The organism is uncultured Flavobacterium sp. (genome assembly GCF_963974175.1).
Lineage (GTDB): Bacteria > Bacteroidota > Bacteroidia > Flavobacteriales > Flavobacteriaceae > Flavobacterium.
Genome location: NZ_CAXBBR010000006.1, coordinates 20,251 through 45,468, shown reverse-complemented (window position 1 = coordinate 45,468; position 25,218 = coordinate 20,251). Strand labels below are relative to the sequence as shown.

The window sequence follows — 25,218 nt, the reverse complement described above, 5'->3', positions numbered from 1 at the left end:
AAATAGACTTCCCCACAATGAGTGAGAAAACAACCATTTACGACATTGCTAAAAAGCTCAATATATCGGCTGCAACAGTATCTAGAGCATTAAATAATAATCCAAAAATAAGCGAGAGTACCTGCAAGCTGGTCCAAGAGACAGCGACTAAAATGAATTACAAACAAAACCGACTTGCGTTAGCTCTTAAAAGTGGTAAAAGCGGAAACATAGGTGTAATTGTACCGCGTATCAACACAAACTTTTTTGGAACAATAATAAGAGGAATTGAAGAGGAATTACATCCGAATAAATACAATGTTATTATATGTCAAACTCATGAAGATGAAAATAGAGAAATTGAAAACATCAATACATTACTTGACGCACAAGTAGATGGTATAATGATCTCTATTACTAATGAATCAAAAAAGAATGAGAAAATAATACATAGTGTTCTTCAGAAAAACGTGCCTTTAATCTTTTTTGACAGAAAAAAAAATATTGATGGCGTTAGCTCTGTTACTATTGATGATTTTAAAGGAGGATACATGGCTACAAAGCATCTTATTGATGAAGGATGTAAACGAATAGCCCATTTATGTGGAGACCAATCTTTAGAAATATATGAAAATCGTTTCAAAGGGTACAGGCAAGCATTACTTGATAATAACATTGAATTTGACGAAAGTTATGTTATCCGATCTAAAAGTAGCCTAGAGGATGGTGCTATTGCAACCACTAAGTTATTAGCGTTAAGCCCCGCCCCAGACGCTATATTTTCCGCTAGTGATTTTGCTGCATTAGGTGCTATACAGGAACTTAAAGCAAATGGCATAAAAATTCCGCAAGATTTTTGTGTAGTAGGCTTCGGTAATGAGCCTTTTACTAAATTCATGGAGCTTTCCATTTCTACTGTTGATCAATCCCCGCTTGAAATGGGAAACATGGTAGCTAAAGTATTTTTGGAGCAAATAAACCATACTGAAAACTTCAAAATGGAAAAGAAGATTGTCTTGAACCCAATTCTGCATGTTAGGAAATCATCATCAAGAAAAGAGGCATAAAAAAAGCGTGAAACAACTACCTTTCACGCTTTCGAATTTAAACAAAACCAAAAAAAAAAATTATAACGAAACTCCTCTCTTCCAAGGAATGAAATCATTCTGATTCAGAATAGCAGCTTTCGTTTTTATTGTACCACTTGCAACGTTTATAATAAATTCCAACATTTCATCAGCCATTTCATCTATTGATTTTTCACCTGTAATAATTCCACCAGTATCAATATCAATAATATCAGACATCTTTCTAGCTAGTTCAGAATTGGAAGAAATTTTTACCACTGGTGCAATTGGGTTTCCCGTAGGAGTCCCTAAACCTGTTGTAAAAAGCACCATATTAGCTCCTGAACCTACCATTGCCGTAGTACATTCAACATCATTTCCAGGAGTACAAAGTAAGTTTAAACCTGGTTTTGAAATATATTCTCCATAGTCTGAAACCCCTACAATTGGAGAAGTCCCTCCTTTTTTGGCTGCACCAGCTGATTTCATGGCATCAGTAATCAACCCGTCTTTGATGTTACCCGGAGACGGATTCATATCAAATCCCGAACCGGCGTCAACAACTGTTTTTTCGTACCATTTCATTAATTCCAAGAAACGTTTTCCATCTTCATCCTCATTACAACGGTTCACCAATTCTTGTTCTACTCCACATAATTCAGGAAATTCCGAAAGAATTGTAGTTCCTCCTAATGCCGTAAGCATATCTGAAGTCACTCCCAAAGTAGGATTTGCTGAAATTCCTGAAAACCCATCTGACCCTCCACATTCCAATCCAATTTTTAGTTTAGATAACGGCGCTGGTTCTCTTTGCAGCTCATTTGCTTTTTTGATTTCCACAAATGTATCTTTTACCACACTACTCAACATCGCCTCAATAGTTCCTATTTGTTGTTGGTCATAAATCAAAACAGGCTTTTTGCTATTAGGATTGATTTCGTTTAAAGCATCTTTGAATATCTGAATCTGTAAATTCTGACAACCTAAACTCAAAACCGTTGCTCCTGCTACATTTGGATTGTTTACGTATCCAGCTAACAGTTTAGCTAAACTATGAGAATCCTGACGAATTCCTCCACAGCCACCTTGATGCGTGATGAATTTCACCTCTATATTTTTAAATAAATCTGCTTCATTAGAACCGCCGCTATTTCCTTCTTTACCAGTTTCTGAATTCACTAGTGAACGCAATAACAATTGATAATCGTTCTCTTTCGGCTTCATTAATTCCTTTTCGAAAATATCTTTTAAGATTTCGATATTTCTGTTTTCACAAAAAACTAATGGGAAAAATAACCAAACATTTTCGGTTCCTACTTGTCCATCTTCTCTATGATATCCCTGAAAAGTTCTGTCTTTCCACTTATCAACGTTTGGGACTGTCCAACCGATAGTTTCTGTTTTCCCAGTTACTTTATCACTTTCATGTTTTACATTAGTTGTTGCTAAAACACCTCCTTTTTCGATACGCTGACTTGCCTTACCTACTAAAACGCCATACATAATAATACGGTCTCCTATTTCTAGCGTAGTCATCGCAATTTTATGCTTCATTTTTACATCAGATAGCACTTTTATCAATTCCCCTTCAAATTGTATCTCTTCCCCTTGAGTAAGATTTACTAATGCCACCGCAACATTGTCCGATGGATTTACTTTTATTAATTTTTTTTGCATAATTATAATACTATAATTGGTGACTACTACTAAACTTTTTTCAGGAAATGAACGAAACCTTGCTCAATTCCATTTGCTTCAATCTCATTCAAAGCCAAAACTAAAGCCTCTGATAAACCTTTAACTTTTGTTAAATCATCTCCCCAGAATTCTGTATTAGATAGAGTTTGAGCTACTACTTTTGCAGAATCATTTGATGCCCAAATTTCTTGAAAAACGTCAGTTATTTCTTTGCTATCATCTACTGCTAAAGTTGTCCCATTCCATGTTCCTTTGTAGAAACGAATCAAACAGGCAAATGCAAACGTTAGATTTGTTGGTACTTTACCAAACTTTGTTATGTAACCTAAAACACTTGGTAACGCTCTTACTTTAAATTTCGAAATTGAATTCAAAGCGATACTAGAAAGGTTGTGTTTTATAAATGGATTTCTAAAACGATCTAAAACATCAGAAGCAAAAAGATCTAATTCTGCTTTGTCCATTTCAATTGTTTCATTTATTTCTTCAAAAATAGCTTGATTGATAAATTTACCTGTAAACGCATTGTCTACTGTTTCTTTTACAGTTTCATTTCCATACATTAATGAAAAAGGAACCATCGCAGTATGCGCTCCGTTTAAGATTCTTACTTTTCTTGTTCGATACGGTTGCATATCTGCAACAATTTTTACATCAAGATTCGTTTTATGAAATGGTAGTTTGGCTTTCAAATCTTCTCCTCCTTCAATAACCCAAAGGAAAAAAGTCTCAGCGGTAACAATTAAATTATCTGAATAATCAAGTTCTTTATTATAAGCATCTATTTCTGCTCGTGGATATCCTGGAACAATTCTATCAACAAGTGTATTGTGAAACGAATTATTTTCTTGGATCCAATTTTTAAAATCAGCCCCTAAACTCCAATCATCACTGTATTTTAATATAATTTCCTTTAAAGTATCTGCATTGTTATTGATTAATTCACAAGGAATTATTGCCAAGCCTTTTGCTGTATCTCCGTTAAAATGCTTGAATCTTTCGTGTAAAAGCACCGTCAACTTTGCAGGATATGAACTTGGTGGTTGCATCGTTGGAGTATCTGTACTCACATAAGCAATACCTGATTCTGTTGTATTCGAAATAATAAAAGCCAATTCTTCTTCTTTGGCTAAGGCCAAATAATCATTAAAATTAGTATACGGATTGATTCCGGAAACCAAGTTAGAAATTAGTGTTTTCTCTTGAATTTCTTTTCCTTTTGTCAACCCTTTCATAAACAAGGTATACAAGCCATCCTGATCGTTTAGCATATTTACCATTCCGTTTTCAATAGGCTGTACAACTGCAATCCCAGCATTAAAATCTACTTTTTCATTCAGTTCTTGAAAAGCATAATCTATAAATGCTCTTAAGAAATTCCCTTCTCCGAATTGCACTACTTTAATAGGCTGCAATTTTTCTAAACCTGTATTTATTCTATTTAATTTTTTCATTATATATATTGATATAAAGTGTACTTTTTTATTTGATGCTTACTGGAAATTTAAACTCCGCTATAAACAGAAAAACCTCCGTCAACAGTGATTTTTGATCCAGTAACAAACTTAGAATCATCACTTAATAACCATACAAGTGCTCCTTCGAGTTCTTGCGCCGTTCCAAATCGATTAAAAGGAGTTTTATTGATTATTAAATGACCTCTTTCTGTCAAACTACCGTCTTCGTTTGTTAAGAGTGTTTTATTCTGTTCTGTTAAAACAAATCCTGGAACGATAGAATTCATTCGTATTTTATCCCCAAAACGCTTTGCTAATTCCACTGCAAACCATTGCGTATAACAATCAATCGCTGCTTTTCCTAAACTATATCCTAAAACTTTTGTAACAGCTAGATGCGCAGTAACCGAAGAAATATTTACAATACTACCAGAACCATTATTTTTTATGGCTTCTCCAAAAACTTGAGTTGGTAAAATAGATCCAAACAAATTAAGATTCATAGCCTCTTGAATGGCTGACATATTGAGTTTAAAAATATCTTGATCGGGTTGAACAACCGCTTCTGGAATATTTCCTCCTGCGGCATTTACCAGTCCGTCAATTTTTCCAAATGCTTGTAGCATTTTCTCTCTTGCAGCTATTAACTGCTCCTCATTAGTTACATCTGCAATGAGCGGAATTGCCTTTCCACCTTGTTTTACAATTTCATTAGCTCTTTCAGTAGCAATTTTTTCATTCCTTCCTAAAATTCCAACATCAGCTCCCGCATTACAAACACTTTTTATAAAAGAAGCTCCTATAATCCCAGTACCTCCGGTAATTACTATTGATTTTCCCGCTAGTGATAAATTGGTTCCCAAAATTGTATCTTTTTATTTAATCAATTGTATTGTTAAAAATCAATTCAGCAAACTAACCTCTTAGTTCTTTTATGATTTCTAAGGTTCCTTTTACTTTTAAACGCAAACCTTCAAAATCCTTATTTGCTAATATTTCGCTTGAAATCAATTGCGATCCAATACCTACACAGGTTACACCAGCGTCAAACCAACTTTTAAGGTTTTCTCTACTTGTAGAAACGCCTCCTGTAGGCATTATGCTTGTCCAAGGACATGGTCCCTTAATCCCTTTCACAAACTGTGGTCCGTAGATATCTCCAGGAAATAATTTTACAATTTCACATCCTAATTCTTCAGCACGAGCAATTTCAGTTAAAGTTCCACAACCTGGTGACCACAATACTTTTCTACGATTACAAACGATGGCTATGTCTTCTCTCAAAACTGGAGTAACAATAAAATTAGCCCCCAATTGCATATAAAGTGAAGCAGCTGCAGCATCGGTAACCGATCCAACTCCCAAAATCATTCCCGGCAATTCAGCCAAAGCATATTTGTTTAATGCGCCAAAAAATTCAAAAGCAAAATCACCTCTACTAGTAAATTCCATTAAGCGAGAACCACCATCATAACAGGCTTTTAATACTTTCTTACTCAATTCAATATCGGAATGAAAAAATAAAGGAACCATCCCGTTTTCTTTCATTACAGTTGCTACTTCAATTCTTGAATACTTTGCCATAATTTTTTATCTTGATACTAATCCGGTAATATTACCGTCTAGCATATTTTCAACTTCTTTTAAGGTAACTAGATTATAATCTCCAGCGATTGTATGTTTTAAACAACAGGCTGCTACTGCAAAATCTAATGCTCTTTGTGTGTTATTTGGGTACTCTAACAATCCATAAATCAATCCTCCCATAAAAGCATCTCCACTTCCTACTCGATCCACAACTGGAGTTACTTCCTGAATGGCTGCATTATATATTTCTTTGCCATCAAATAAAACACCTCCTATTCTTTGGTGCGAAGCACTTACTGAATATCGCAACGTTGTGGCGACTGTTTTTAAATTTGGACATAAATCAAACAACGTATTGTATAAAATAAGAAGCGATTTTAAATCTTGATAGTTAGGGTTGACTTTGGCTTGACCTAACATAAAATAAGCGGTATCTATATCTCCTAAAATAACATGCGTATACTGTAATAATTCCGGCATAACCTCGCTTGGAGCTTTACCATATTGCCATAATTTTGATCGGTAATTAAGATCACAAGAAATAGTTAATCCTAATTGATACGCCACTATAACAGCTTCCAAACAAGCTTCTGCAGCACTTTCAGAGATTGCCGCCGTAATTCCGCTCCAATGAAACCAGGTGGCTCCTTCTAGTGCTTTTTCCCAGTCAATCATCCCTTTTTGAATGGTTGCCATTGCACTGTGAGCACGGTCATATACTACATTACTGCCACGAGTTCCTGCTCCTGTTTCTAAATAGTAAGTCCCCAAACGTTCTCCACCAAAAATTACATTCTTGGATTCTACATTCATTTTTCGCATTTCTCTAAAAGCACAAGCTCCAATTTCGTTATCGGGTAACCGAGTTACAAATTCAGCATTCATACCATAATTTGCCAAAGAAACACCTACGTTAAATTCACCACCGCCATAAGTAGCGGTAAATGTTTTCGCTTGTGCAAAACGCAAATGCCTCTCTGTAGAAAGGCGTAACATTATTTCACCAAAAGCAACAACTTTATTCATTGTGTTTAAATTATATAGTGGTCTTCATTAAAATTTAAAATACTCCTTGGCATTGTTATAACTTATATCCGAAACCATTTTACCAATCCATTCCATATCATTCGGCAACTCCCCTCTTTTTATTTCATCGCCTAAAAGATTACAAAGAATTCGTCGAAAATATTCGTGTCTTGGAAAAGATAAAAAACTTCTTGAATCAGTCAACATTCCTATAAAACAACTAATTAATCCCATGTTTGAAAGGGCGTTTAATTGTTTTGTCATTCCGTCTTTTTGGTCTAAAAACCACCATCCTGAACCAAACTGTACTTTTCCTTTAACGCTTCCGTCATTAAAATTTCCAATCATGGTTGCCATCACCTCGTTATCAGCTGGATTTAGATTGTAAATAATGGTTTTTGTCAACTTATCTTTACTATCTAACGCATTCAAAAAACCTGATAATTTTTGTGCTTGCGGATAATCTCCTATTGAATCCCAACCTGTATCTGGTCCAAGAATTCTATGCATACGTGCATTATTATTTCTTAATGCACCTAAGTGAAATTGTTGTACCCAACCGTATTGATGATAGGTCTCAGATAAAAACAATAAAATAGCACTTTGAAATTTTAACGCTTCTTCATTACTTAATACTGCATTATCTCTTTTCTTTTTGAAGATGCCGTTTACTTCGCTTTCAGTAAAGTTTTCGAAGTAAATTTGGTCCAAACCATGATCACATAATTTACATCCATTTTTATCAAAATAGTCAATTCTATTTATCAATGCAGTACATAAATCACTATAGGTGTTTATGACTACACCAGCTACTTGACCAAGCGTATCAACATAATCATTGTATCCATCAACCGAAATTAAGATCGCTTTATCAGGTCTAAAAGCAGTACTTACTTTTGTTTTAAAATCGCTTTTGGCTAATTGTTGATGGTATTCTAAAGTATCAATTGGATCATCAGTAGTACATACAAATTCCGCATTTACTTTGGTAAGTAAATTTTGAGTACTGTATGCCGGAGAATTTATTTTTGCCGAAGCTTGTTCGTAAATTCCCTCTGCTGATTTTTCATTTAGTAAATCAGTAATGTCAAAGTAACGAGCCAGTTCAAGATGCGTCCAATGGTACAAAGGATTACGCATGGTATATGGAACTGTTTTTGCCCAATTCATAAACTTATCCTTATCAGAACCATTTCCTGTGACAAATTGTTCATTTATTCCAAGGGTACGCATTGCGCGCCATTTGTAATGATCGCCATTTATCCACACTTGGGTAATATTGTCAAAAATGGTGTTTTCGGCAATATGCTTTGGTGATAAGTGATTGTGATAATCAATAATAGGCTGATTTTTTGAATAATTATGATATAATTCTTCAGCGTATTTATTTTCTAATAGAAAATTATCGTTTATAAATTTAGTGCTCATTTTAGATTTCTTAAAAATTAATTCTCGTTTGAAGGTTTCCCAATAGTGGCTAAAATCCCTCCATCAACATAAACTATTTGTCCGTTGACAAAATCACTTGCTTTTGAAGCAAGAAACACTGCTGTTCCTGCTAAATCTTCTGGGTCTCCCCATCGAGCAGCTGGTGTTCTATTGATAATAAACTCATTAAAAGGATGCCCATCCACACGAATAGGTTCTGTTTGAGTAGTTGCAAAATATCCAGGACCTATTCCGTTCACTTGGATATTGTATTTTGCCCATTCTGTCGCTAGATTACGAGTTAGCATTTTCAATCCTCCTTTTGCAGCAGCATAAGCCGAAACACTATTTCGCCCTAGTTCACTCATCATAGAACAGATATTGATAATCTTCCCTTCATTGCGGGCAATCATCTGCTTTGCAACTAATTGTGACATAATAAATGGTCCAACTAAATCCACATCGATTACTTGCCTAAAGTCAGCAATAGGCATTGTTATTGCCAATTCTCTTTTTATTATTCCTGCGTTATTAACTAATATGTGAATATCTCCCAATTCTTTACCAATTAGTTCTATATTTTTTGCGGCAGCATTTTCGTCTGTTACATCAAATAAATAACCAGAAACAGTATAACCTTTGCTTTTATAATACGTAAGCGCTTCCTCCATTTTTGAAGGAGTTGTCCCTGTAATTACCAGTTCAGCTCCCGCCATGGCCAGTCCCTCAGCCATTGCCATTCCCAAGCCGTGAGTTCCTCCAGTTATAAGCGCTCTTTTACCTTTTAAATTAAATAAAGTCATAATTGTTTTATCTTAATTCATTGATTTTGCAAACATCCATATCGCCATAATCTAAATTTTCACCAGCCATTCCCCAGATAAAAGTATAATTACTAGTTCCTGAACCAGAATGAATTGACCACGGTGGAGAAATTACAGCTTGATGGTTATTCATCCAAATATGTCTTGTTTCTTGTGGTTGTCCCATAAAGTGACATACAGCCTGATTTTCTGGAATATCCAAATAAAAATAAACCTCCATTCTACGATCATGAACATGTGCTGGCATAGTATTCCAGACGCTACCTGGCCTCAATTCTGTCATACCCATTTGTAATTGACAAGTAGTAACTACTCCACCAATAATCATTTGGTTTACAGTTCGGTGATTTGCTGTTTCCATTGAACCCAATTCTAATTTATTGGCTTCTGCCAAACTCACTTTTCTCGAAGGATAACTACTGTGTGCTGGAGCTGAATTGATATAGTATTTTGCTGGATTTTTAGGATCAGTACTCTTGAAAATCACTTCCTTATTTCCGCTCCCAATATATAGTGCATCTTTAAAATCCAATTCATAAGTTTTTCCTTCAACAACAATAGATCCACTTCCACCCACATTAATGATTCCCATCTCTCTTCTTTCTAAGAAATAAGAAGCTTTCAACGGATCGATACTTTCTAATGTTAAATCTTTAATAGGAACTGCTGAGCCAGCAATATAACGGTCGTAATGAGAATAAGTAAAAGTAATCTCATCTTCCTTCATTAAATCATCAATTAAAAATTCGTCTCTTAATTGCTGTGTATCGTATTTTTTAACTGCTTCTGGACTAGAAGCGTATCTTGAACTATATTTTGTCATAACTTAAATTTTTAATGCAATCGATTACAAATGTATTGAATATTTCATTAAACCTAAATGTTTATTCATTCGTTAATCCATTTCTTTATTTTAAAAATTGATTTTTGAGTATTTGATTTTGTGAAAAAGAGATATAGAACTAGTTCCTTATAATTCAAAATCTTATTAAAATATTACATATCAGTAATTGGCGCGTATTTTGGGACTAAAGTTTTCATCACCGCCCAACCTATTAAGTAACAAACAGCGCAAATGGAGAATATAATAAAGTATCCAGATTCAATACCTTCAAATCCCATGAAAGACATATTAGTTTCTTTACTGTAATCAAACAGCATCCCCGACCCCTTATTGATAAAAGTTGAGCCAATACCACCAGCTAATCCTCCAATACCGGTAATGGTGGCAATTGCTTTTTTAGGAAACATATCCCCAACGGTCGTGAATATATTAGCCGACCAAGCTTGATGAGCCGCACCGGCAATTCCAATAATAATTACAGGCAACCAATAACTAATATGCCCTAAAGGCTGCGCAATCATTGCCAATAATGGGAAAAATGCAAAAATCAACATGGCTCTCATTCTCCCTTCATAGGGATTCATTCCTTTCTTTTCAACAAAATAAGTAGGTAACCAACCACCAATAATTGATAATAAAGTAATCATATATAAAACAAACAATGGTAAAGCGGCTTGCGTAGAATCCATTCCATAAACCGAACTTAGATAAGCTGGCGTCCAAAACAAGAAAAACCACCATACACCATCCGTCATAAATTTACCAAAAGCGAAAGCCCAAGTTTGCTTATACTTTAAACAATCAATCAAAGAAACCTTGTCAGTAGTTTCAGGTACATATCCTTCTAGTTTACTATCAGCAACAGTATCTTGTTGGATATACTCTAATTCTGCAACACTAACTCTAGGGTGATTCTCAGGTTTATCGTACATAAAAACCCAAAATCCCATCCAAACAAAACCTAAGGCACCTATAATAATAAAAGCCATTTCCCATCCATATGCTTCTGCAATAAACGGAATTGAAATAGGCGCTGCTAATGCTCCAACAGTTGCTCCTGCGTTAAATATACTTGTAGAGAATGCTCTGTCTTTTTTAGGAAAATATTCAGCTGTTGTTTTGATAGCAGCAGGGAAATTCCCAGCTTCCCCTAATGCCAACACAAAACGAGCAAAAATAAATAAGGTAACACTGACCGTAATCACCATTCCCGTATCATTTACCGTTTTTAGAGCCTCTTTTGCTCCTTCAAAACCTACAAACCAATTACCAGTTAATATTCCCGCTGTTGCAATTCCACAAAAAGCATGTAAACAAGCTCCTACAGACCATATTCCAATAGCCCAAAGAAATCCTTTTTTAGTATCCATTAAGTCAACAAATCTACCAGCAAATAATAATGACACTGCGTAAAAAATCGAGAATAATGCTGTAATATTTCCATAATCATTATTGGTCCAATGAAATTCTGGAGCAATAAAATCACTCCATGTTAAAGAAAGCACCTGTCTGTCTAAATAGTTTATAGTAGTTGCAAAGAAAAGCAGACTGCAAATTGTCCAACGATAGCTCCCGGTTGATTTAGTATTTTTGGTCATAGAAATTAATTATAGATAGTTAAATAGATTTCAGCTTTACATTCATTATTATTTTATTAAAATCAAAAAAATGTAATCGATTACACAAATATACTTTTTAATATCAATAACGCAAATAATTTATATATATATTTGTATATATCTCTAAAATAAACGCATGAAATAAAAATACTAATGTAATATTGTACATTATATAATATTAGTGTTAAGTTAATAATCTCTGACTTTTTTCATTTAAAAAAAATAAAAGAGTAGAAAAAACAGCTGTCTCATGTAGATAATATTAAAATTCTTTCCATTGAAAAAAAATAAAAACTTAGCTCGACAAGCCTATTTCCTTTTTATGTTATTTATATTAGGGATAAACATCCATTCATACGGGCAGGATAAAGTTATTTCACTATGGAAGAATCAAATTCCTAATGAAATAATTTCAACCAGTTATCAAGAATTAAATACCTACAAGAATGGTGAAATAGAAAGTAGCAGTCAAGTTTCAAAACCAACATTATCATTATTTCTACCTAAAAAAACAAAACCTAATGGAACAGCAGTACTAATTTTTCCAGGTGGAGGTTATTCACATTTAGCGATAAACAAAGAAGGCACTAAGGTTGCACAATGGTTAAACACAATGGGCATCACCGCTTTTGTATTAAAATACAGATTACCAAGTGATAAAATAATGGAAAATAAATCAACTGGCCCATTACAAGATGCACAGGAAGCAATTAGATACATAAGGCGAAATGCTACTCAATTGAATATAGATGAGAAAAGAATTGGAGTAATTGGATTTTCTGCTGGAGGTCATCTAGCTTCAACATTGTCTACAAATTATAATGAACAAGTATATAATTCAATTGACTCAACAAGTGCACGACCAAATTTTTCTATATTAATTTACCCTGTAGTTTCAATGAATAGTAAAATAACACACTTAGGCTCGCAAGTTAACTTACTAGGCAAATCAGCTTCATCATCATCAATGGAGCGGTTTTCTAATGACTTACAAATAACGTCTGAAACTCCAGAAACCTTTATCGTTCACGCATCAGATGACACTGTAGTTTCGGCAAAAAACAGCATTAACTATTATAAAGGTTTAATACAACACCACGTCCCCGTTGAACTGCATTTATATGAAAAAGGTGGACATGGTTTTGGGCTTGGAAAGGATCAAACAAGTCAATATTGGACAGCTGATTGCCAAAACTGGTTAAAAAACCACCAGTACATAAATTAATAAAATTTACTTTAGAACAACCTAAATATAAAAAGAACTATTAATCTAATATTGCAAACAAAAAACGCATTCCTGTTTAGATAAATTAACTCATTTCAGTAGCGCAAAACTTTTGCCCTTGACCCCTTTAAATAGTAGATATAAAAAAAGCTTCTCGATTGAGAAGCTTTTTTTGTGCGGATAATAGGACTCGAACCTACACGCCTTGCGGCACCAGATCCTAAGTCTGGCATGTCTACCAATTTCACCATATCCGCGTGCAATTGTGGGTGCAAATATAGACATAAGTTTGAACTTTCAAAGTATTTTTTTTAAAAATTTTTTCATTCTATTTTTTGTACTTTTGAAACTATAAAAAATTAGTTAATAAATGGAAAATATCAAGTCATACGTTCAAGAAAACAAAGATCGTTTCATCAACGAATTAATTGAATTATTAAAAATGCCTTCCGTAAGTGCTGATGCAGCCTACTCTCAAGATGTAATTGAAACTTCGGAAGCCGTAAAAATAAGCCTAGAAAAAGCAGGTTGCGATTTCGTAGAAATCTGTGAAACTGATGGTTACCCTATTGTTTATGGTGAAAAAATAATAGACAAAAACTTGCCTACGGTATTAGTTTATGGTCATTATGATGTACAACCAGCGGACCCAATGGAGCTTTGGACTTCTCCCCCATTTGAACCAGTAATAAAAACAACTGATATTCATCCAGAAGGAGCCATTTTTGCTCGTGGTGCCTGCGACGATAAAGGGCAAATGTACATGCACGTAAAAGCATTCGAATACATGATTCAAAGCAATACTTTGCCTTGTAACGTGAAATTCATGATTGAAGGCGAAGAAGAAGTAGGAAGTGTAAACCTAAAAACCTTCGTAGAAAACAATACCGAAAAACTTAAAAATGATGTGATCTTAATTTCAGATACTGGAATGATCTCTAACCAACAACCTTCTATTACAACTGGTCTTCGCGGACTAAGTTATGTAGAAGTAGAAGTTACGGGACCAAACCGTGATTTACATTCGGGTTTATACGGTGGTGCAGTTGCTAATCCTATCAATATATTAGCAAAAATGATTGCTTCGCTTCATGACGAAAACAATCACATTACAATACCAGGTTTCTATGATAATGTAGAAGAATTATCTCTTGAAGAAAGAGCAGAAATGGCAAAAGCACCATTCAGCTTAGAAAAATATAAAAAAGCACTCGACCTAAAAGACGTTTATGGTGAAAAAGGCTATGTGACTAACGAAAGAAACTCTATTCGTCCCACATTAGACGTAAACGGAATCTGGGGAGGTTATACTGGTGCAGGAGCTAAAACGGTTATCGCAAGTCAAGCGTTTGCTAAAATTTCCATGCGTTTAGTGCCCAACCAAGAATGGGAGCAAATCACTGAATTATTCACAAAGCATTTCATGAGTATCGCTCCTGATTCAGTAACCGTAAAAGTGACACCACATCACGGAGGTCAGGGTTACGTGACACCTATCGACAGTATCGGATACAAGGCTGCTAACATGGCATACACGGAGACTTTTGGAGTTCCAGCTATTCCAGTTCGTTCTGGTGGGAGTATTCCTATTGTAGCTTTATTCGAAAAAGAGTTAAAAAGCAAAACGATATTAATGGGATTTGGATTGGACAGTGATGCCATTCACTCACCAAACGAACACTTTGGAATATTCAATTACTTGAAAGGGATTGAAACAATTCCTTTGTTTTATAAATATTTTGTTGAGTTAAGCAAATAAACGCACTCAACATCCATCTACAAAATCCGTTCAGAAATGAGCGGATTTTTTTTTGGGCGTTACCTCGTTGCAGAACTATTGATTTAAGCCATTACACTGGTTTTGCAACGAGGTCAGGCTATCCGCTACAATCTTATTTGTAAAAACAAATAAGGATTTCCACTACTATCCTTAACGCAACTCTCTAATAACTATTAATTTATAGACAAACCCTTGTTTTATTGATTTATTATTCTACATTTGTAGAGCAATGTACTTTTCTGTAGAACAAAAACGTATGAAAAAACCAATTATTATTCTAGGCTGTCTAATTTTGAGTTTGTTTTCTTGTAAACCAAAACTAATCAACCAAAAAACAAACAAAAAAAGAGAAGGTCTTTGGATAGAACACTACTCGTTAGACAGTGCGCATTATAAGTCAGTCGGGAAATATAAAAATGACGACCCTATAAAAAAGTGGTGCTATTACCTGGACGGTAAAATAATCAAAAAAGAGAAGCACAAAGGAAATACATGTTACACCAAATTTTATCATGAAAATGGAAAAATACAATCCCGAGGGAAAACAGTTTTAGACACCACCACTAAATATGCCCATTGGTTCTATAGTGGCAACTGGGAATTCTACGATGACAAAGGAAAACTAATAATTGAACGAAATTATCAGAGTGGCAAGCTTGCTTCTGAAACAATCTTGAAATAAAACTTTAAAAAAAATAAAAGATGCAACAATTAACTAAGGCCGAAGAACAACTGATGGAACAGCTTTGGAAACTGGAGAAAGCTTTTATGAAAGATTTACTTGAAGTTTTTCCCGAGCCCAAACCAAAAACGACAACGATTGCCACTTTACTAAAGAGGATGATTGATAAAGATTTCGTGGATTACAATGAGTTTGGAAATTCCAGAGAATACTATCCCTTGGTGAAAAAAACCGACTATTTCTCCAAACATGTAAATGGACTAATCACTAATTTTTTCAACAATTCGGCTTCTCAATTCGCTTCCTTCTTCACCACCGAAACGAATTTGTCCGAAGCAGAATTGGAAGATCTCAAAAAAATTATAGATAGCGAACTTCAAAAAAAGAAAAAATGATAGATTTCATAATCAAATCGACACTTTCCTTGTCCGTGCTATTAGCCGTATATCATCTGCTATTGGAAAAAGAAAAAATACATCAATTTAATAGATTTTACCTGTTGTTTAGCCTAGTCTTTTCTTTGAGTATTCCATTTATAACGATTGAAGTGATACAGGAATCCATAAGACCATTGATGGGAAAAACGTCCATAAAGCCAGGCGAAGTAACGATGGCGATCATAGAGGATTCGATAAATTACTGGATTATTTCCCTTTGGGGTATATACGCCATCGTAACTTCGGTACTCATAATCCGATTTGTCAGAAACATTTGGAAACTTACCTCAAGAATAAAATCAAATCCAGTTGTTGATTACAAAAACTCAAAACTCGTTTTATTAAAAGAGAAAATACTTCCGCATACTTTTTTGGATACTATATTCATCAACGAAACGGATTACTATAACCGAAAAATTGAAGCGGAACTATATACGCATGAATTAATTCATGTAACCCAAAAACACACATTGGACATTTTGTGCATTGAACTTCTTAAAATGCTGTTTTGGTTTAACCCCGTCTTCATTTTTTATAAAAAAGCAATACAACTCAACCACGAATTCCTTGCAGACGAGAAGGTCGTGAAATCCTATAACAATGTTCCGTTTTACCAAAACCTACTGCTATCGGTGGCAAACGCGAACTCAAGCTATTACTTGGCCAGTAATTTGAACTATTCTATAACTAAAAAAAGATTAATTATGATGACAAAAACCACATCGGCATCAAGATCCATGTTGAAAAAACTAGTGTTAATGCCCCTATTTTCAGCACTCGTTTTCTTAGTATGCGCAAAGACAGTAGCCCAAGAAAAGAAAACGGAAACCACAATCAAATCGTCGACTTCAATTACCGGAATGGAGAAATATTTTGAGAACACCACTTTTAAGATTAAAGACGCAAATGGAAATAACATAGCCGAAAAAAGATTCGCTCAACTGACAAGCGAAGAAATGAAAAACATTCCGCCACCCCCGCCACCGGTCGAAGTTTCAACAAACAAGCAGGAAAAGGGTAAGCAACTAGATGAACTTAAGAATGCAGAAGGACCAGAATACGTCGAGTTAACTGTAAATAACAGCAATACTGATACGGTTTACAACGTTGCAGAGACAGAAACAAAACCTACGTTTCCCGGAGGTATGAACGCATTCTACCAGTTTGTTGCCGAAAATTTTAAAATTTCGGAAGAAGCCACAAAAATGAAGTTAAAAGGAAAGGTATACTTAACATTTATGATAGAAAAAGACGGAAGTCTTTCTGAATTTAGAATTCTTCGCGATATGGGTTACGGAACTGGTGAAGAAGCCGTTCGCGTTTTAAAACTATCCCCAAAATGGATTCCAGGAACAGTTCATGGTGAAGCCGCCCGAGTAATGTACAGTTTACCAATAACAATTCAATCTGCTCCATAAGTACAATATAAAACCAACAAATCCGCTTCTTTACGAAGCGGATTTGTCTTACTACAAAACTAAAAACTATTACCTAAATAGTACTATCTGGTTTATAACCAAAGTAAGGCATGGATTGCTCTTTAAAAACAACACCATATTCTTCTAATTCTTTCAATATTGGCAAATACACTTCTTTACGAATAGGAAGTTGTACTCCAGGCGTAGTGATTTTCCCGTTTAAGATAAGTAAGGTCGCCATTGCCACGGGTAAACCAACTGTTTTTGCCATGGCAGTATACGTCTGATCTTCCCCGATACAAACCATTTTAGAATCGATTTGTTTTTTAGCACCATCCTCTTCGTATCCGAATTTATGGTACATCACTATCATATCCTTATCGTCTGATTCTAAGGTCCACTTATCACTTAATATTTTTTCCAATATTTGTGCTGGTGTACCATTTTTAAGACCAACTATTTTTTTGTTATTGAATAAATCCAATTCCAAAAGTTTGTCCCACATAATATCATCCTGATCTATTTTTAAAATCAAGCGTGTCTTAATTTCAACTGAATCTGTAGGATGATAAGGCAAGAATGAATTTACAAACTGTCGGTAGCTCATGTTTTCAGAATCTTCCATAACATAGCTATCATCTGTCATTCCCAGTTGAATAAACATATTCCAGGCTTTAGAAAACCCAACACGACGAATAGTTCCTCTATATAAGGTAAGTACATCATCTAAACCATATACACTTCTATATTTCAACGAATCTCTATTAGAATAGGCCTCAAAGCGGCCATAATCTTCTACTTCAAGGAATTCTGTTCTTCTAAATAAATTACAATAGGGTATGTACTTGTACGTTCCTTCTTGAATAAATTTAGCAGCACCACCTTGTCCAGCAAGCACCACATTACGAGGAGCCCAAGTGAATTTATAATTCCAACGATTCGTATCTGATTCTGGAGCTACGAGACCTCCACAGAAGGATTCGAATAAAAGCATTTTTCCGCCTTTATCACTTATTTCATCAATGATTTTCATGGCGCTCATATGATCAACTCCTGGATCAAGACCAATTTCATTCATGAAAATCAAATTATTTTCCTTTACAGCTTCATCCAGTTCTTGCATGGCATCACTAACATAAGAAGCGGTAACCAAGTTTTTTTTATAAACAACGCAATCTCTAGCTACCTCAATATGCAAATGAGCCGGCAACATCGAGATAACGATGTCAGCTTTTTCAATCGCCTCTTTTCTTTGATTAGTATCAAAAATATCTAAAGCTATTGCAGTCGCATTGGGATGGTTGTTCGTTTTCTTTTGGGCTAAAGCCAATGATAAATCACCAATGACAAGATGTAAGTTCTCTTTTTCTGATTTATTTAAAAGATATTGTATCAACGATGATGCTGATCTACCTGCTCCTATAATTAAAATGACTCTCATATGTTGTATAAATATAACACAAATATATAAAATTGTTGTATTTATAACAACTAGTCCTTGTTAAAAACCTAACTATCTTGTCAACAAAATAAAAAACACCAGAATTCCGACTTATCACTAAATAAAAAGTCTAAACATAATAATCAAAAAATCTTTTATTTCAGCCTGATAAGGAATACTTTTACAGAGTAAAAAAATACCCAATAAATGAAAAATAAATTAATTTCAACAGGAGCTCTTTTGGGCATGATCGCGATAATATTAGGTGCATTTGGAGCGCATGCCCTAAAAAAAGTACTACTACCTGAACAACTGATTACTTTTGAAACTGGAGTACGCTATCAAATGTACCACGCGTTGTTTTTAATCTTTATTGGAATCTTAAATGACCTAAGTGAAAAAGCGAAGAAAATCATCAATTATTTGGTCATTTTTGGTGTGATTTTATTTTCTGGATCCATATATTTATTGGCCACAAACAGCCTAACTTCCTTTGATTTTAAAGTTATCGGTTTTCTAACTCCTATCGGCGGACTCCTATTAATACTGGCTTGGGGCGTGCTGTTCACAACATTTTTGAAGAAAAAACCAACAAAAATAGGATAATTAAATCGTATCTAAAATATTAGCTCTACTTTTGCATTCGAATAATTTAACTACACAATACATAATTTTATGAATAATAACACACCGTTTACGCAATCGATTTCGTTGAAAGACTTAGGAATCGAAAACGCAAAGATTCATTATCAATTATCAGCCAACGAATTACATGACATGACAATTGCGTCAGGCCAAGGAATCGAAACTTCGACTGGTGCTTTAGCTGTGAATACAGGAGAATACACTGGACGCTCCCCTCTGGATCGATTTATTGTGAAAGACAGTATTTCTGAAAACCAAGTTTGGTGGGGAAAAGTAAACATTCCTTTTGAGCCTACTGCTTTTGAAGCATTATACAAAAAAGTAACTTCTTACCTGTCTAACAAAGAAGTATTCGTTAGGGATTCTTATGTATGTGCTGACCCTAATTACAGATTAAACGTTCGCGTAGTTACTGAAACACCTTGGGCAAATTTATTTTGTTACAATATGTTTTTGAGACCGGAACAAGAAGAACTTGAAAGTTTCACTGCAGAATGGACTTTATTATGTGTTCCAAGTTTTATGGCAGACCCTGCAGTTGACGGCACCCGTCAAAGCAATTTTGCTATCTTGGATTTTACAAGAAAAGTAGTACTTATTGGAGGTACTGGTTATACTGGTGAAATGAAAAAAGGAATTTTTTCAGCACTAAATTTCATCTTGCCTGTAGACAAGAATGCATTACCTATGCATTGTAGCTCTAATGTAGGAGATAAAGACGATACAGCTATTTTCTTTGGCTTGTCAGGAACTGGAAAAACAACTTTATCGGCAGACCCAAAAAGAAAATTGATTGGTGATGATGAGCATGGATGGACAAGCGAAAATACTGTTTTCAATTTTGAAGGTGGATGTTATGCTAAAGTGGTAAATCTTTCTGAAGAAAACGAACCAGATATCTTTAGAGCAATTAAAAAGGGAGCCATTTTAGAAAATGTTATTTTTAAAGAGGGAACCAATGAAGTTGACTTCGAGGATGTTTCTATCACGCCAAATACAAGAGTTAGTTACCCTATATTTCATATTGATAATATTCAACCGGGGTCTATTGGAAAAAACCCTAAAAATATCTTTTTCTTAACGGCAGATTCTTTCGGGATCCTACCTCCTATTTCAAGATTAACTCCAGGACAAGCCGCATACCACTTTATCTCAGGATATACTGCAAAAGTTGCTGGAACAGAAGCTGGAGTAACAGAACCTCAACCTAATTTCTCTGCCTGTTTTGGAGCGCCATTTATGCCACTTCACCCAACAAGATATGCTGAAATGTTGAGTAAAAAAATTCAAGAAGTTGATGTGAAAGTATGGTTAATCAACACAGGGTGGACCGGTGGAGCTTACGGAACTGGAACAAGAATGAAATTAAAATATACTCGTGCCATGATTACCGCTGCTTTAAACGGCGAACTAGAAACCGTCGAATATAAAAACCATGTTGTCTTTGGAATAGCAATTCCACAAGAATGCCCTGACGTACCTAGTGAAATTTTAAACCCTAGAAACACTTGGGAAGACAAAGATTTATATGACCAAAAAGCAATAGAATTAGGAAAGAAATTTAAAGCTAATTTTGCCAAATTTGAAGAGTTTGCGAATGCCGAAATTATGGCAGGAGCACCAAATGCATAAGTTAATTATAGTTCAAAAAAAGAAAAGAGCTGTTCCCATGGAACAGCTCTTTTTGATTCTAAGAAACTTCTAACAGAAAACAAATGAGGGTTTTACAACATTATTGATTTTTTGGCGTTAAATTTGCAATCATCATTCAATCAAAAAAATCAATCATGTTAAAACAATTCTTCATCCTCTGTTCCGGAGCTGACAATGAAATCCTAGAAGGCTGTTCTCAAGGAGAACAAACTAAATACGCAGGTATTGGCGCCACCGTTTTCTTTACTGCAGTCATGGCGTTTATCGCTAGCTCTTATGCTTTATTTACTGTTTTCGACAGTGTTTACCCTGCACTACTTTTTGGATTAGTATGGAGTTTACTTATCTTTAATCTGGATCGATTCATTGTATCTACTATTCGAAAAAGAGATAAGTTCGGAAGTGAGTTTCTGCAAGCAACCCCCCGAATTATTTTGGCCATCATTATCGCCATCGTAATATCGAAGCCATTGGAAATTAAAATATTCGAGAAAGAAATCAATACCGTTTTATTGAAAGAGAAAAACGCTATGGCACTCGAAAACAAAAAAGAAGTGGCTAATTACTTCAAATCGGATTTAGATAAAAACAAGGGCGAAATCGCAAGTTTAAAATCGGATATTTCTAAAAAAGAAAAAGAAGTTAACAGCTTGTACGAAACTTATATCACAGAAGCTGAAGGAACAAAAGGCACACTAAAACTTGGAAAAGGCCCCGTTTTTAAGGAAAAAATAGCCAAGCACAATCTTGCTTCCGCACAACTAGATACGATTCGAAAAAACAACTTGGCAAAAATTGCCGAAAAGGAAAAAACGGCAGCTCTACTGCAAGCTGATTTAGATAAAAAAATAACCGACACGCAGCCTATAATTGATGGCTTTGACGGTTTAATGGCACGTATAAATGCTTTGAACAAATTGCCCTCACTTCCCTCATTATTTATCATGTTACTGTTTTTAGCCATTGAAACATCTCCTATTATCGCTAAATTACTATCCCCAAAAGGAGAATACGATTTCAAACTGGAAGATTTAGAAACAGCCTTAAAAGCAACTATAGAACAAGACAAATACCAACGCAATTTATTAGTTAAAACGAGCGCTATAATGCACGATAAGGTGTATGAAGACATTGCGGAAGACAAAAATCTATATAACTTGCAACGAAAAAAAGCAACGGAGCTCCTGGAGTTACAAGCTACTAATTTTGTAGAAAAACAAAAGAGAACTTTATAATGATAAGGCAGCCCCACAAGGCTGCCTTATTAGTATAGCTACTACATTACATAAAAGAAATAATCTTTTAATCTATTTTCTAATTCGTTCTTCAATGTCATCAATCTCAATTGGCATAGCTTCCGAAAGATTGATATTTCCATCGTCAGTGATCAAATAATCATTTTCTAAACGACAACCAATTCCTTCCTCAGGAATATAAATTCCTGGTTCGCAAGTAAGTACCATTCCTTTTTCGAAGACACGAGAATACAGACCCACATCATGCACATCTAACCCCAGATGATGCGCCGTGCCATGCATGAAATACTTTTTGTAAACCGGCGTGTCTGGATTTTGATTTGCTATTTCATCTTCAGTAATTAACTCTAACTTCACCAACTCTTTTTCAACCAACTCAGCCATTTGCTTTTCATAATTAACAGACAAAACTCCAGGCTTTAATAGCTTTGATCCTTCTTTCAAGCAATGCAAAACCGACTCATACACTTCGCGCTGACGAGGGGAAAAAGTACCGTTTACCGGAATACATCTAGTCGTGTCAGAATTGTAATTCGCGTAACAAACTCCAAAATCAACTAAAACCATGTCTCCATCTTTACAAAACGCATCATTAGAATTATAATGCAAAGCACAGGCATTTTTACCCGAAGCCACAATAGGTTTAAAGGCATGACGCGTTGCTCCGTTTTTTACTACTTGATATGTCAATTCAGCCTCTAACTCATACTCTTTTACATTGGGTTTAATTGCTTTTAAGACACCTTCAAACCCTTTTATACTTATAGCTACAGCCTCTTTGATAAGAGTTATTTCCTCTTCTGATTTTATAGGACGAAGTTCCCTTGTAATCTTGGCTACTCTATCGTACTGATGCAATGGGTACTTCTCTTTACACCAGTGAATCAAGCGATCCTGCCTTGTTGCGATTTCTGAAGTAACCCTTTTTACATGCTCATTATGTCCCAAATAAAAAGTGTCGGCTTCAAAGGCAAAAAGCTGTAAGGTTTTCTCCATCTCATGCGTCCACTTCACATTTTTTACTCCCGAAATAGTAGAAACTTCTTCTTTTGTCAAGAAATCACCATCCCATATTTTGCTTTGCTCATTTACCTCCTTTACAAACAAAATCGCCCTGTTTTCTTCTTTGAAAGCATCTGGGCAAAGAACCAAAACGGTTTCATCTTGATCGATTCCTGACAAATAAAATAAGTCGTTGTTTTGGGCAAAACCCATTACATCATCTGCATTATTAGGCATAACATCATTAGAAGACAGAATAGCAATGCTATTACCACTCATTTTTTCGGCAAACCGTTTTCTGTTTGCAACAAATAAGGAAGAAGGAATCGTTTTATATCGCATATTTTTATAATTGAAAGATTTTGATTAAAACAGAAAGTGATCGTTCAGAGATCTATTTAACTCTGGATCATACTGTCTATTAATCATTAGGAAAACTAAAGGCATTGAATATATTATCTCAAAATGAGATTAAATACCCCACGCAATAAAAGTATAAAAATATGCAACAACCTTTATAAAAAAGCAGCAGAGAACTTTATAATATTAAAAAAGGTCAAGTGATAAAATTATCACTTGACCTTTTTACTTTGTGTACAAACTGAATTACATAAAACTTAGAATCTCTTTTTTATACGCATCATATTCTCCTTGAAGGATTAAACCGTTATCTAATAATTTTTTATAATTCTGTAGTTTTTCAAACAACTCATCTTGAGATAATCCAGCAAAACCATTTTCTTTTGCAGTTTCAGAATGAGCTTCAAAATCGTTGCTCTTAATAGGTAAAGGTGGTGGAGTACTAGGCATTATCTCCATAAAACTAGTTACTTCCTCTGTTTCCATTTCTTCAATGACCTCAAATTCATCAGTTGCATCAACTGAAACTTCTTCCATAACCGTGGCATTTGAAACCGCTCCGGTTTTTAAAACATCCAACTGTTCTTTAGCGTAAGTAAAAATTTTTCTTGCTTGAATTTTCGGAATATAATCGATGGAAACCGCCATATCTGTCTTCGTCGAAAAAGAAAACTCTGAACCTAAGATATTCTCTTTAACAAAAGTCCCTTCAATTTGATCCCAGGTATAATCTGTAAAATCCATTGAAAGCCCTAGGTTTTTAGGCTGACAGATTATAATACGTTTATTAGTCAGAACAATACTGTCTGGAAAAACGGTAAGTGCCGGTTTCTTCTGAACCGCTATATACCCAATTTCTTCATTCTTCATCAATAGATCATTCAGCTTTGAAGTGATTTTTTCAATAGCTTTAGGATCTTGTTCCTCGTTTAAAAATTTCTTGATTTGTTCTCTCATGTTGTACTGAACTTTATTATTCTGAGCTTTATGCAGCAACTTCTTTTTTTTCTTGTACAAAAGTAATACCAAATTACTATATATAGACAAGCCTGTTTTTATTTTTTAACTTATACAAAAAAAAGATTACGCTTTTAAAACGTAATCTCTCCTAAAATTGATAGATATATAAAAACTATTTATCTGTAATGAACTGCAATATGGCCTATTTGAAAAACAATTTTTAATGAATCTTTAAATGACAATTTAGACCTATCCGCATGAATCCATCTTTTTAATGGTTGTTCACAAACTAATTTTTTAGTTTCTTCATCCCCAAATATTTTTTTCATTCGCATAAAATTCTTAACATCAAAAAGCCATTAGGTCAAAAATTTTGTTTGAAACGTTTTCTCAACGACATCCTTACTCATTATTTTTGCTCCACATAGCGTATTATTAAGTTCTAATTAAAACGTCTTTTTAATTATCATTTTCAACACTTTAGAGGCCAAAGCATCAAGGCTATTATTAATTGAATTTTCATTTAAATACAACAAGCACTTTTCTAATTATAACTCTATATTCATAACAAAAAAAAAACTGCTCGTGGTAGCAGTCTTTTTTATTAACTAAACTTAAGATATCAATAAATTTGTTTTACTATATCTAAATTCACAACAGTTAAACCGATATAAAATTCAAAGATTAATAGTACTCTTGTTTTTTTGGAAACAGAGTTGTTTCATTTTGTTTCGCTGTTCAAATATACTTGCAAGTGTAATAAGTAATGAGAACTTTTCGGTGAGATTCAATTTCCCTTCGACCAATGGCTATTTTAGAGCGATAAAAGC

Annotated in this window: 21 protein-coding genes and 1 tRNA gene; 9 read left to right on the top strand and 13 right to left on the bottom strand. The window is 34.6% G+C overall.

Annotated features, from left to right (window positions below; all coding sequences use genetic code 11):
- Window positions 1-17: 17 nt before the first annotated feature.
- Window positions 18-1,046, top strand: a complete 1,029-nt coding sequence (locus AAC069_RS11015) for a LacI family DNA-binding transcriptional regulator (protein ID WP_339920521.1) — start codon at window positions 18-20, stop codon at window positions 1,044-1,046.
- Between the two features lie 60 nt (window positions 1,047-1,106).
- On the opposite strand, the gene AAC069_RS11010 is transcribed toward AAC069_RS11015, so the two are convergent.
- From AAC069_RS11010 to AAC069_RS10970, 9 genes are all read right to left on the bottom strand, one after another.
- Window positions 1,107-2,723 carry an altronate dehydratase family protein gene (locus AAC069_RS11010; RefSeq protein ID WP_339920520.1) on the bottom strand — a complete coding sequence of 539 codons (1,617 nt, stop codon included), beginning with the start codon at window positions 2,721-2,723 and terminating at the stop codon, window positions 1,107-1,109.
- Window positions 2,724-2,752: 29 nt separating this feature from the next.
- On the bottom strand, window positions 2,753-4,198 hold the full coding sequence (locus AAC069_RS11005) for a tagaturonate reductase (RefSeq protein ID WP_339920519.1): 1,446 nt from the start codon (window positions 4,196-4,198) through the stop codon (window positions 2,753-2,755).
- 50 nt (window positions 4,199-4,248) lie between these two features.
- Window positions 4,249-5,064, bottom strand: a complete 816-nt coding sequence (locus AAC069_RS11000; RefSeq protein ID WP_339920518.1) for an SDR family oxidoreductase — start codon at window positions 5,062-5,064, stop codon at window positions 4,249-4,251.
- A gap of 52 nt (window positions 5,065-5,116) precedes the next feature.
- A complete protein-coding gene (locus AAC069_RS10995) occupies window positions 5,117-5,785 on the bottom strand; it encodes a bifunctional 4-hydroxy-2-oxoglutarate aldolase/2-dehydro-3-deoxy-phosphogluconate aldolase (RefSeq protein WP_339920517.1) in 669 nt (222 codons plus the stop codon).
- A gap of 6 nt (window positions 5,786-5,791) precedes the next feature.
- A complete protein-coding gene (locus AAC069_RS10990) occupies window positions 5,792-6,814 on the bottom strand; it encodes a sugar kinase (protein ID WP_339920516.1) in 1,023 nt (340 codons plus the stop codon).
- A 27-nt stretch (window positions 6,815-6,841) separates the two neighbouring features.
- Window positions 6,842-8,242, bottom strand: a complete 1,401-nt coding sequence (uxaC, locus tag AAC069_RS10985; protein WP_339920515.1) for a glucuronate isomerase — start codon at window positions 8,240-8,242, stop codon at window positions 6,842-6,844.
- A 17-nt stretch (window positions 8,243-8,259) separates the two neighbouring features.
- Window positions 8,260-9,045: a gluconate 5-dehydrogenase gene (locus AAC069_RS10980; RefSeq protein WP_339920514.1), complete on the bottom strand. Its 786-nt coding sequence runs from the start codon at window positions 9,043-9,045 to the stop codon at window positions 8,260-8,262.
- A 7-nt stretch (window positions 9,046-9,052) separates the two neighbouring features.
- Complete coding sequence (gene kduI / locus AAC069_RS10975) at window positions 9,053-9,889, bottom strand: 5-dehydro-4-deoxy-D-glucuronate isomerase (RefSeq protein ID WP_339920513.1); 837 nt, start codon at window positions 9,887-9,889, stop codon at window positions 9,053-9,055.
- A 173-nt stretch (window positions 9,890-10,062) separates the two neighbouring features.
- Window positions 10,063-11,508 (bottom strand): MFS transporter, encoded by a 1,446-nt coding sequence (locus AAC069_RS10970; RefSeq protein WP_339920512.1) that lies wholly within the window; start codon window positions 11,506-11,508, stop codon window positions 10,063-10,065.
- Window positions 11,509-11,806: 298 nt separating this feature from the next.
- Here AAC069_RS10970 and AAC069_RS10965 point away from each other — a divergent pair, with 298 nt between their 5' ends.
- The gene (locus tag AAC069_RS10965; protein ID WP_339920511.1) at window positions 11,807-12,754 is read left to right on the top strand and encodes an alpha/beta hydrolase; all 948 of its coding nucleotides are present in this window, start codon (window positions 11,807-11,809) and stop codon (window positions 12,752-12,754) included.
- A 175-nt stretch (window positions 12,755-12,929) separates the two neighbouring features.
- On the opposite strand, the gene AAC069_RS10960 is transcribed toward AAC069_RS10965, so the two are convergent.
- Window positions 12,930-13,011 (bottom strand) — tRNA-Leu (locus AAC069_RS10960).
- A gap of 113 nt (window positions 13,012-13,124) precedes the next feature.
- Between AAC069_RS10960 and AAC069_RS10955 the strand changes: the two genes are divergently transcribed.
- The 4 genes from AAC069_RS10955 (at window position 13,125) to AAC069_RS10940 (ending at window position 17,071) form a co-directional block, all read left to right on the top strand.
- Entirely contained in the window at window positions 13,125-14,513 is a 1,389-nt protein-coding gene (locus tag AAC069_RS10955) for a dipeptidase (RefSeq protein ID WP_339920510.1), read from the top strand.
- A gap of 277 nt (window positions 14,514-14,790) precedes the next feature.
- The gene (locus AAC069_RS10950) at window positions 14,791-15,216 is read left to right on the top strand and encodes a hypothetical protein (RefSeq protein ID WP_339920509.1); all 426 of its coding nucleotides are present in this window, start codon (window positions 14,791-14,793) and stop codon (window positions 15,214-15,216) included.
- 20 nt (window positions 15,217-15,236) lie between these two features.
- Window positions 15,237-15,611 (top strand): BlaI/MecI/CopY family transcriptional regulator, encoded by a 375-nt coding sequence (locus AAC069_RS10945; RefSeq protein WP_339920508.1) that lies wholly within the window; start codon window positions 15,237-15,239, stop codon window positions 15,609-15,611.
- Window positions 15,608-17,071: a M56 family metallopeptidase gene (locus tag AAC069_RS10940; protein ID WP_339920507.1), complete on the top strand. Its 1,464-nt coding sequence runs from the start codon at window positions 15,608-15,610 to the stop codon at window positions 17,069-17,071. Before AAC069_RS10945 ends, AAC069_RS10940 begins: the two co-directional genes overlap by 4 nt.
- A gap of 73 nt (window positions 17,072-17,144) precedes the next feature.
- On the opposite strand, the gene AAC069_RS10935 is transcribed toward AAC069_RS10940, so the two are convergent.
- A complete protein-coding gene (locus tag AAC069_RS10935) occupies window positions 17,145-18,512 on the bottom strand; it encodes a saccharopine dehydrogenase C-terminal domain-containing protein (RefSeq protein WP_339920506.1) in 1,368 nt (455 codons plus the stop codon).
- 207 nt (window positions 18,513-18,719) lie between these two features.
- On the opposite strand from AAC069_RS10935, the gene AAC069_RS10930 reads away from it, so the two are divergent.
- From AAC069_RS10930 to AAC069_RS10920, 3 genes are all read left to right on the top strand, one after another.
- Window positions 18,720-19,118, top strand: coding sequence for a DUF423 domain-containing protein (locus AAC069_RS10930; RefSeq protein ID WP_339920505.1), 399 nt, complete (start codon window positions 18,720-18,722; stop codon window positions 19,116-19,118).
- Window positions 19,119-19,187: 69 nt separating this feature from the next.
- Window positions 19,188-20,789 carry a phosphoenolpyruvate carboxykinase (ATP) gene (gene pckA / locus AAC069_RS10925; protein ID WP_339920504.1) on the top strand — a complete coding sequence of 534 codons (1,602 nt, stop codon included), beginning with the start codon at window positions 19,188-19,190 and terminating at the stop codon, window positions 20,787-20,789.
- A 155-nt stretch (window positions 20,790-20,944) separates the two neighbouring features.
- The gene (locus AAC069_RS10920; protein WP_339920502.1) at window positions 20,945-22,045 is read left to right on the top strand and encodes a DUF4407 domain-containing protein; all 1,101 of its coding nucleotides are present in this window, start codon (window positions 20,945-20,947) and stop codon (window positions 22,043-22,045) included.
- A gap of 72 nt (window positions 22,046-22,117) precedes the next feature.
- On the opposite strand, the gene AAC069_RS10915 is transcribed toward AAC069_RS10920, so the two are convergent.
- Window positions 22,118-23,410 (bottom strand): aminopeptidase P family protein, encoded by a 1,293-nt coding sequence (locus AAC069_RS10915; RefSeq protein WP_339920501.1) that lies wholly within the window; start codon window positions 23,408-23,410, stop codon window positions 22,118-22,120.
- Between the two features lie 264 nt (window positions 23,411-23,674).
- Window positions 23,675-24,385, bottom strand: coding sequence for a PH domain-containing protein (locus AAC069_RS10910; RefSeq protein WP_339920500.1), 711 nt, complete (start codon window positions 24,383-24,385; stop codon window positions 23,675-23,677).
- Between the last annotated feature and the right edge of the window lie 833 nt (window positions 24,386-25,218).

Coding starts and splice junctions, on each gene's coding strand:
- AAC069_RS10915 (WP_339920501.1), bottom strand. CDS start 23,410: ATGCGATATAAAACGATTCCTTCTTCCTTATTTGTTGCAAACAGAAAA.
- AAC069_RS10945 (WP_339920508.1), top strand. CDS start 15,237: ATGCAACAATTAACTAAGGCCGAAGAACAACTGATGGAACAGCTTTGG.
- AAC069_RS11015 (WP_339920521.1), top strand. CDS start 18: ATGAGTGAGAAAACAACCATTTACGACATTGCTAAAAAGCTCAATATA.
- AAC069_RS10940 (WP_339920507.1), top strand. CDS start 15,608: ATGATAGATTTCATAATCAAATCGACACTTTCCTTGTCCGTGCTATTA.
- AAC069_RS10955 (WP_339920510.1), top strand. CDS start 13,125: ATGGAAAATATCAAGTCATACGTTCAAGAAAACAAAGATCGTTTCATC.
- AAC069_RS10930 (WP_339920505.1), top strand. CDS start 18,720: ATGAAAAATAAATTAATTTCAACAGGAGCTCTTTTGGGCATGATCGCG.
- AAC069_RS10950 (WP_339920509.1), top strand. CDS start 14,791: ATGAAAAAACCAATTATTATTCTAGGCTGTCTAATTTTGAGTTTGTTT.
- AAC069_RS10990 (WP_339920516.1), bottom strand. CDS start 6,814: ATGAATAAAGTTGTTGCTTTTGGTGAAATAATGTTACGCCTTTCTACA.
- AAC069_RS10920 (WP_339920502.1), top strand. CDS start 20,945: ATGTTAAAACAATTCTTCATCCTCTGTTCCGGAGCTGACAATGAAATC.
- pckA (WP_339920504.1), top strand. CDS start 19,188: ATGAATAATAACACACCGTTTACGCAATCGATTTCGTTGAAAGACTTA.
- AAC069_RS11010 (WP_339920520.1), bottom strand. CDS start 2,723: ATGCAAAAAAAATTAATAAAAGTAAATCCATCGGACAATGTTGCGGTG.
- uxaC (WP_339920515.1), bottom strand. CDS start 8,242: ATGAGCACTAAATTTATAAACGATAATTTTCTATTAGAAAATAAATAC.
- AAC069_RS10980 (WP_339920514.1), bottom strand. CDS start 9,045: ATGACTTTATTTAATTTAAAAGGTAAAAGAGCGCTTATAACTGGAGGA.
- AAC069_RS10935 (WP_339920506.1), bottom strand. CDS start 18,512: ATGAGAGTCATTTTAATTATAGGAGCAGGTAGATCAGCATCATCGTTG.
- AAC069_RS10995 (WP_339920517.1), bottom strand. CDS start 5,785: ATGGCAAAGTATTCAAGAATTGAAGTAGCAACTGTAATGAAAGAAAAC.
- kduI (WP_339920513.1), bottom strand. CDS start 9,889: ATGACAAAATATAGTTCAAGATACGCTTCTAGTCCAGAAGCAGTTAAA.
- AAC069_RS10910 (WP_339920500.1), bottom strand. CDS start 24,385: ATGAGAGAACAAATCAAGAAATTTTTAAACGAGGAACAAGATCCTAAA.
- AAC069_RS11005 (WP_339920519.1), bottom strand. CDS start 4,198: ATGAAAAAATTAAATAGAATAAATACAGGTTTAGAAAAATTGCAGCCT.
- AAC069_RS10970 (WP_339920512.1), bottom strand. CDS start 11,508: ATGACCAAAAATACTAAATCAACCGGGAGCTATCGTTGGACAATTTGC.